The following is an 8,322-nucleotide window of genomic DNA, read 5'->3' on the forward strand; positions in this document are numbered from 1 at the left end:
TCTTCCCTTAGGACCTCGATTACTATTTTTGCTTTTTCTTCAGGTGTAAAATGTCTTCTCTTTTCCATAGTTCCATTTTAACTTATTTTTGCTGTTTTGTCTGTCTTAATTTCTGGTATCATTATAAACAATCTTATCAATGAGCATGGCTTTACTCAGGAGGAGATTGCCAGTAAAATAGGGAAAAGCCAATCAACTATAGCAAACAAAATAAGGCTATTAAAACTGCCTCCCCTTGTCAAAAAAATATTAGCGGACAACAACCTTACCGAGAGACATGCAAGAGCCCTTTTAAAGCTTCATGATGAGCAGCTTCAATTAAAGGTATTGAAGAAGGTATGTGAAAAGGGACTTAATGTAAAGAAGACAGAAGAGCTTGTTGAAAGAGCAATAGAAAGATTTACTATGCAGCAGGAAAATGAGAAGAAGAACAAGGTAAAGTTCACGAGGGCGATTAAAGATATAAGGATATTTATAAACACTATAAAACAGGCAATAATCCTCATGAAAAAATCCGGAGTAGATGCAAAAGCGGCCCAGTTTGATAGAGGAAGTTATGTTGAGTTTATTATTAGAATTCCCAAATAGGATTCATATAAAAAAATAGTATTATTTGACAGAAAGCAGGGAATGATTATTAATCATACCTGTTTTTTTGTGCTGTTTCAGGTATTGAAATAGTTGAAATTGTGAAAAAAGTGGACAGTTCATTAAAACTTTATTAAAATATATATTATGGATATTATTCTTAATTATCAAAGGGCTTTATATAAATTGCAGGATAAAAATATATAAGACAGCGATTTATAACCTTAGATAACGTATAAGATATGATAAATTTTATCCATTTTTAAATATAGGAGAGAGGTAAATTTTAATGTCGGATACAAAGGATATTAATGAGCAAAGGATAATACCTGTTAATATTGAGTCGGAGATGAAAAAGTCTTTTATCGATTATGCCATGAGCGTAATTGTCGACCGTGCTCTGCCTGATGTAAGAGATGGTCTTAAGCCTGTCCACCGAAGAATACTTTATGCAATGTATGGTCTGGGATTTACACCGGATAAGACATATAGAAAATGTGCTACAACCGTCGGTGAGGTTCTAGGTAAATATCATCCCCACGGTGATGCAGCAGTTTATGATAGTTTGGTGCGTATGGCTCAGAATTTCTCTTTAAGGTATATGCAGATTGACGGACATGGTAACTTTGGTTCTATTGACGGAGATCCACCAGCTGCCATGAGGTATACCGAAGCAAAACTGTCCAAGATTTCCATGGAAATGCTGAGGGATATTCATAAAGACACTGTTGATTTCAAGCCGAACTTTGATGATCATCACGTTGAGCCGGTAGTATTGCCTTCAAGGTTTCCAAATCTGCTGGTAAACGGTGGGTCGGGTATTGCTGTGGGCATGGCCACCAATATTCCTCCTCATAATTTGGTTGAAGTTATTGACGGTGTTATTAAAGTAATAGACAATCCGGAAATGTCTTTTGATGATCTCATTAAGGTAATCAAAGGTCCTGATTTTCCTACAGCCGGCACTATAGTCGGAAAGCAGGGTATTAGGAGTGCATATGCTACAGGAAGAGGAAAAATCATTGTAAGAGCTGTTACCAGCATTGAGCAAATGTCGGCCAACAAGCAGCGTATAGTCGTAACAGAGCTTCCGTATCAGGTTAATAAGGCCAGATTAATTGAAAGAATAGCAGAACTGGTTAAGGATAAGAGAATAGAGAATATTTCCGATTTAAGAGATGAGTCTGACAAGGACGGAATGCGAATTGTTATCGAACTCAAAAAAGATGCAAATGCAAACATTGTTTTAAATCAACTTTACAAAAATACCCAGATGCAAGATGCATTTAACGTAAATATGGTAGCTCTTGTTCCTAATAATGAGAAGAAATTTGAGCCACGGGTTGTTAATCTGAGACAGGCCATAGACTATTATATAGAGCATCAGAAAGATGTAATAGTTAGAAGGACAAAGTTTGACCTCGACAAGGCTGAGGCAAGGGCTCATATATTAGAAGGATTAAAAATCGCCATAGACAACCTCAATGAGGTAATTAATATCATCAGATCTTCGAAAAATGAAACCCTTGCGAAAGAAGCATTAATAGAAAGATTTGAGTTTAGTGAAAAGCAAGCACAGGCAATTGTTGATATGAGACTGGGTAGACTCACGGCTTTGGAAAGAGAAAAAATCGACAATGAATATAATGAACTTTTGGAAAAGATTAAATACTATAGAGATGTTCTTGCAAATGAATTTATGGTACTGAATATAATTAAGGAAGAGCTTGAGGAAGTAAAGCAGAAGTACGGGGATGAAAGAAGGACAAAAATTATTCCCGACGAAAATGAAATAGATATTGAAGACCTGATCGAAGTTGAGGAGAATGTTGTAACCCTTACTCATTTTGGGTATGTAAAGAGACTTCCAACCAATACCTATAAGAGCCAAAAAAGAGGCGGTAAAGGCATAATGGGACTCAGTACCCGAGAGGAGGACTTTGTTGAACACCTGTTTGTAACTTCAACCCATGATTATATATTGTTCTTCACAAATAAAGGTAAGGTCTATAGATTAAAAACCTATGAGATACCTGAGGCTGGGCGACAGGCGAAAGGAATGGCAATAGTCAACCTTCTGCAGCTTGATCAGGATGAAAAGGTCACTACAGTAATTCCGATAGCTGAGTATAAGGAAGGCTTGTATTTGTTCATGGCAACTAAACACGGTATAGTGAAGAAGACCGATTTGATGGAGTATGACAACATTAGAAAAGGTGGCCTTACCGCTGTTTCCCTGAGAGAAAATGATGAGCTTATAGATGTAAGGCTTACTGACGGAACAAAAGACATTCTCCTGGTGACCAGAAAAGGGATGTCCATAAGGTTTAATGAGGAAGATGTAAGACCTTTGGGAAGGGTATCACAGGGTGTAAGAGGTATCAAGCTTGATGATGATGATGAAGTAGTAGGCATGAGTGCAGATATTGAAAACACCAGTATGCTTGTAGTTACAGAAAAGGGCTTTGGAAAGAGAACGGAGCTTGATGAATACAAGGTGCAGATTAGAGGAGGCAAAGGTATTCTTACGTATAGAGTTACTGAGAAAACCGGAAAACTTGCCGGTATGAAGCTTGTATCTGAAGATGACGATGTGATGATGATAAGCTCCGATGGGACTATTATAAGGATAAAAGCAAAAGATATAAGTATTTTAGGAAGAGCAACGCAGGGCGTAACTCTCATGAGAATGGATGAGGGCGTCAGTGTTGTAAGCATTGCAAGGATAGTAAATGAGGATGACGAAGAAGACGAAGGACAGAATGATGATATAGAGAATAACGAAGAATAATAAGCTTGAAATGCTAATAAAAAATGAGCCTCCCAGTTGGGTAGGCTTATTTTTTATCCAAGCGGTTATCAATTATAAAATCAATAGTTCCAATTATACTTATTTTTTGCTATTTTATCTATGTTATTCACACCTGACAATTTCAACAGTCGATCCCTTGGCAAGGGCTCAAAGGTATAAAAGATATATTCAATAAATAAAAGGTCGGGAAATCGAGTCCCTTCGCTTTTGCCTCTTTCATTTCATTCCAAGAGGCAAAATAAGAGCCGGAAAGGACTTGCTTTCCGACTCTCTTGCTTGTTGATGTTCCTTATTTATTTATTGGTAATTCTTTTATTGCTTTTAAAAGATATCTTTTCAGTATAGTCAAATCAGTAGAGGTTATTTTTCCGTCTCCATTCAAATCCCCATATTTATCAGGAACACTAAACTCATCAATCATCTTGAGAACTCGTCTTTTCATAATAGTCAAATCAGTAGAGGTTACTTTTCCATCTCCATTTAAATCTCCATACATCATATCGCTACTCTCCTCTATCGGCGGAATACCATATGCCAAAACTGAATCGACATATGCCGTTATATTTGGATTTTCAGTAAAATCCTTTGCGTCAGCTATGTAAGAATAATCGTTCGACTGATCATAAGATTCAAAACCACCCTTGACGATTCTGAATTGGATTTCGCCGGTATCAGAACCTGGTCCTAAAATACCTGCACTACTGTCAAAACCTATCTCAAGGTAATTATCTGCGTTCTCTACTGGATTTTCTAGGTCAACGAATCTGCCTGTGATCATGCTTTCAGATAAATGCGCATAGTCACATGAAAATTCTTGACTAGAAGCCAAATCTTTGGTGAACCAGTAGCGTACCTTTACATCAGAGAGGTTGACTGGTTTGGTTCCAGTATTTTTAACCTTGATGGAACCTCTTATATCCTTTGTAGCTGCTTCGGTATCTCCCTGTTTGTATAGAACCTGAAGAGAAGGCTTTTGTGGTGATGGTGTAACACCTGGTTCAACTGTCGGTGTTGGGGATGGTGAAACTTGAGGAGCCTCATTTCCAAATACTTTTACACCATCTAAGTATAGAGGGATTTTTTCGGTTCTAATATATTCTTTTCCTAATCCTTCTCTACTGTAGTCATTTTCAGGATTCCAGTTGCTTTTGTAATTGGAATCCTGCTTGGATATCAGAGCAAATTGGAGTTCACGAGTACCGTAGATAATGCGATCTGTCCAATCAAATTCCACATAGTAAGTGCCGCCATCATCATACTTGACAGGACCTCTCAAGGTAGCAGGACCATCGTAGCTAGCCTGGTTTTCGTCGTAATAAATCTCTACTGTCAGGTCATCGGGAGTTTGGCCCGCATCCAGCATCTCGGAGATATTAAAGAAATAACGTGCCATCATACCGGTCTCAAAGCGTGGCGGACGACAGGTATCATTATAAATCTTAATAGTTACCTGAGTTCTTTCTTTATTCTCCTGCTCAACCTTTGCTTCTATATAATACTCATCAACAGGGTCTTCCTTTGGAGGAAAGTCAGGAATAGGTTTATGACCCAATTCTTCACCGTAATAGTGATATAATCCTGCGCAAGCACCTACAAAAGCAGCATTATAGTCTACGGCAACTTCATTATATACATAGTCCGGAGTTTCATCCACGTGTACGTCATCAAGGTCAGGGCCTCCTACCAATGCTCCCCACAATGTATGACGATGCTCTTCGGGATCTAGCATGCTTAATGTCTTAGAACCGTGTGCCGCACGATGGTGGGGATGTTTTGCACTGTTTTCGGCATAGCCTACAATATAGCTTCTATCCATAGGGTTATTACCCATAATATATTCCATCTGACCCTTTGCCCAATCAGCAAAATCAGTTCTGTCGGTATATTTTCTATAAACAAGAGCACAGAGCTGTGCTGCCGTATTATACCTTGCAGAGCCGTAAGCATTTACGACGCTGTAGCCAGCAGGACTCTTGGCAAGAAAAGTTGTATCGTTTGGATTTTCATGAGGAATTCCGGACCAGTATTCCAGATTCCAGCGGAAGATATACCAATCTCTTTCTGTATTTGTTATTGGAGCAAGCTTTGCAAATACTCCGCCCCATACAGTATCCCAACAGTGAACCCATATGTTTTGCCATGAGTTAGTTGTATCTTTAATAATTCTTTCCATATAACCGATGTAATTTCCTTCGCTGTCAGTTGCAACAATATCATCTATATACTGCATATCACCAGTTGCAATGTTGAGCCAGACAGCAGCCCATGCCAATTCATCATGGTCATAAGAGGAACCATAGAATCCGCCGGATTCACCAAGTCCTCTGTATTTCTTTGCGAACTCGTAGAGGGCAATAGCAGTATCTAGAGATTTTTGTGCATATTCGGGATCTTCATCTTTAAAATTAAGATAATTTATCGCAAGGGATGCAGCAGCACCCGCACATTGGTCACTTGCAGGAGTCTCAGGTGTAGCAAAGTAAGCGGGTCTAGCAAATAAATCAAGAACCTTTGAATCCTGAAGTTCAGGAGGATTCCAGAAGTTGTGGTCAATGTTGCCTTCTCCAACCTGATAGCAGTAACCAACTACATTTCCATCATCATCCAGGAATGTAGCCTTAAGATAAAAGTCGTTAAACCATCTCAAAATTTCTTTAGTGTGGTCGTCTACGCCAACCTTTTCATAAGCATCTCTAAACTCATAGAAGCCCCAGCCAACGGTTGATGCTGCGTATGTACCAGGAAGTCCAAACTTAACATGGTCACCGGCATCGTGCATACCACCGCTTAAATCTACGGTACCATCTCCATCAGGATCAAAAATATCCCTATATTTATCAATATACTCCTGTGACATATTGGTACCAAAGTAATCTTTAGTCATTGGAACTAGAGGTACTTCCTTATCCTCTACGTGACAGTCTCCTCTCCATTCAAGTCTTCCTCCGGTTATCCCCTCGCCGCATTTATTTGCATCGAAGAAATAAAGAGACAGCTGTAATGCTTTTGCAAAATTGTATTCCGTTTCAGCGGATACATATGAAGGTACAGCAATAATCGAACTTAGCATACAGATTATTAAAAGTATAATCTGTACTTTTTTTGCAGTTGAAAAAACTATTCTCATACTCAATTTCCACTCTCCCCATAAATTTTTATATAGTTCGATTTTGAACTTTTTGATTTATATCTGTTTTGTCACCTCCCCAAAAGAAATTAATTAAATAAGGTTAAAAAATATAAAAAGGCATTTTTATTAAAATGCCATGATAATCCGTTGCAGGACTAAATTTTAAAGTTGTACAAAAATAGAGCTGAAATACTTTTCATTATAGAAAATCTCTTTTAAATAACGTTTCTTATTGCAAAGGAGCGAAATACATTATATAAATCAAATGTGACATAGTAATCTTGCATACGAATTAAAATGAGCATAATAATATATAATTATATATAATATTATACTTTAAATATATTCGAAAGGAAATATATTTTTGAGGGTGCTAAAACAAAGAAAATCAAAAAGTATTCCAAGGCACACTAATACTCAAGTTCATCCAAAGTAAGAGAAAAGCTGCACATAAATATATCCATAAAGTACTTTACCTCTGGTCTGTTTATAGCATCAAGCGACTTGGATATGGTTTCTTTAGCCTTTAAAAACTCTTTATTACCGGCTTTTTCTTCTTCAATGCACTTTATGTATGCTGCAAGTTTGTCTGCTGCCTTTACTATAGCCCATTCCTCACTTTCATTATCGAAGAAAATATTTTGATAGGCTTCTTTAAAGTCATCGGGAAGCATTGACACAAGTTTATGGTTTGCAATATTTTCCACATTTTTATAAGCTTCCTTAAGCTCGGGATTAAAATACTTGATAGGTGTGGGCATATCCCCGGTAATTATTTCACTGGAATCATGGAAGATTGCAAGGACAGCAATATAATTTGGATCTAAGTTTCCACCATAATATTTGTTTTTAATTGTGGCTAGTAAATGAGCAATCATTGCTACCTGAAGACTATGCTCGGCAATGTTCTCTATCTCAGTATTTCTCATAAGGCTCCAGCGGTTTATATATTTCATTCTGAATAAAAACGCAAGAAAGTGGGAGCAAGAAGCCGAAGTTCCATTAGTATTATTTATTACTTCATTATTTATGTGGTTTTCCATGTTAACAACTCTCCATTAATATATAAATTCTAATAGATTATATAGTGTATTTTATTATTAGTTTAGCACCATATTCTTACCCTGTACAGGTGGTTTATATGTTCGGGTACATAAAACTATCTATTATATTATTAAATGAACAACTTATATATTCTTAAATAAACAACTTAATTAATGTTGGATATTGAAAATATGTATATTGCATGAGTATATTGCGAAAAATTCAGCTTCTAACACGAGATTTTCTTCTCGCTTCAATCTATCCATGGATAGATCACCTGGTTTCGGGTCTATCTCGAAAAGGCAGATACTTTAACCGCATTGCTTATGCATATTCTTTCTCGCAATATAAATATGATAGATTAATATAATACATTGTGAAGGAAATACGATAATAAGGTAATATACTAGAGCATACATAAGAAAACGACATGTAAATTAAAATAGTTATGTAAAACGGATATTTTAGATGCTTGAAATGAAGCTGTGTTAGGTGGTATATTATTAAAGCTGTCGCTGATGAACGGGAAATAAGGACATCAAAAATAAAACTTAAAAAAGTTTTAAAAAAGTATTGACAAAGCAAAGGCAGCATGGTAACATATAAAAGTCGCGCTGAGGGAATGGCGCGAAACGCTTAGAACAAGCGGATATGGACTTTGAAAAGTGAACAGTGTAAGATAACATGGAACTCGTTAAGTAATTTTGAGTAAGTAATTAAGAGCCAAAAAGGCTTTCTAATAAAAGTT

At 36.9% G+C, this 8,322-nt stretch carries 3 protein-coding genes and 1 pseudogene; 2 read left to right on the forward strand and 2 right to left on the reverse strand.

Features of this window, described 5'->3' with window-relative positions; translation table 11 throughout:
• Positions 1-126 precede the first annotated feature (126 nt).
• Positions 127-588 (forward strand): annotated as a pseudogene (locus EFD62_RS16665) (nucleoid occlusion protein); the annotation flags it as partial.
• A gap of 289 nt (positions 589-877) precedes the next feature.
• Positions 878-3,379: a DNA gyrase subunit A gene (gyrA, locus tag EFD62_RS16670; RefSeq protein ID WP_069195382.1), complete on the forward strand. Its 2,502-nt coding sequence runs from the start codon at positions 878-880 to the stop codon at positions 3,377-3,379.
• Between the two features lie 310 nt (positions 3,380-3,689).
• Here the strand turns inward: gyrA and EFD62_RS16675 are convergent, their stop codons facing one another.
• Complete coding sequence (locus tag EFD62_RS16675) at positions 3,690-6,527, reverse strand: glycoside hydrolase family 9 protein (protein WP_128706541.1); 2,838 nt, start codon at positions 6,525-6,527, stop codon at positions 3,690-3,692.
• A gap of 413 nt (positions 6,528-6,940) precedes the next feature.
• Complete coding sequence (yfbR, locus tag EFD62_RS16680) at positions 6,941-7,573, reverse strand: 5'-deoxynucleotidase (protein WP_069195381.1); 633 nt, start codon at positions 7,571-7,573, stop codon at positions 6,941-6,943.
• Positions 7,574-8,322: the final 749 nt, after the last annotated feature.

Origin of the sequence: Acetivibrio mesophilus, assembly GCF_004102745.1 — a bacterium.
Classification (GTDB): domain Bacteria; phylum Bacillota; class Clostridia; order Acetivibrionales; family Acetivibrionaceae; genus Hungateiclostridium; species Hungateiclostridium mesophilum.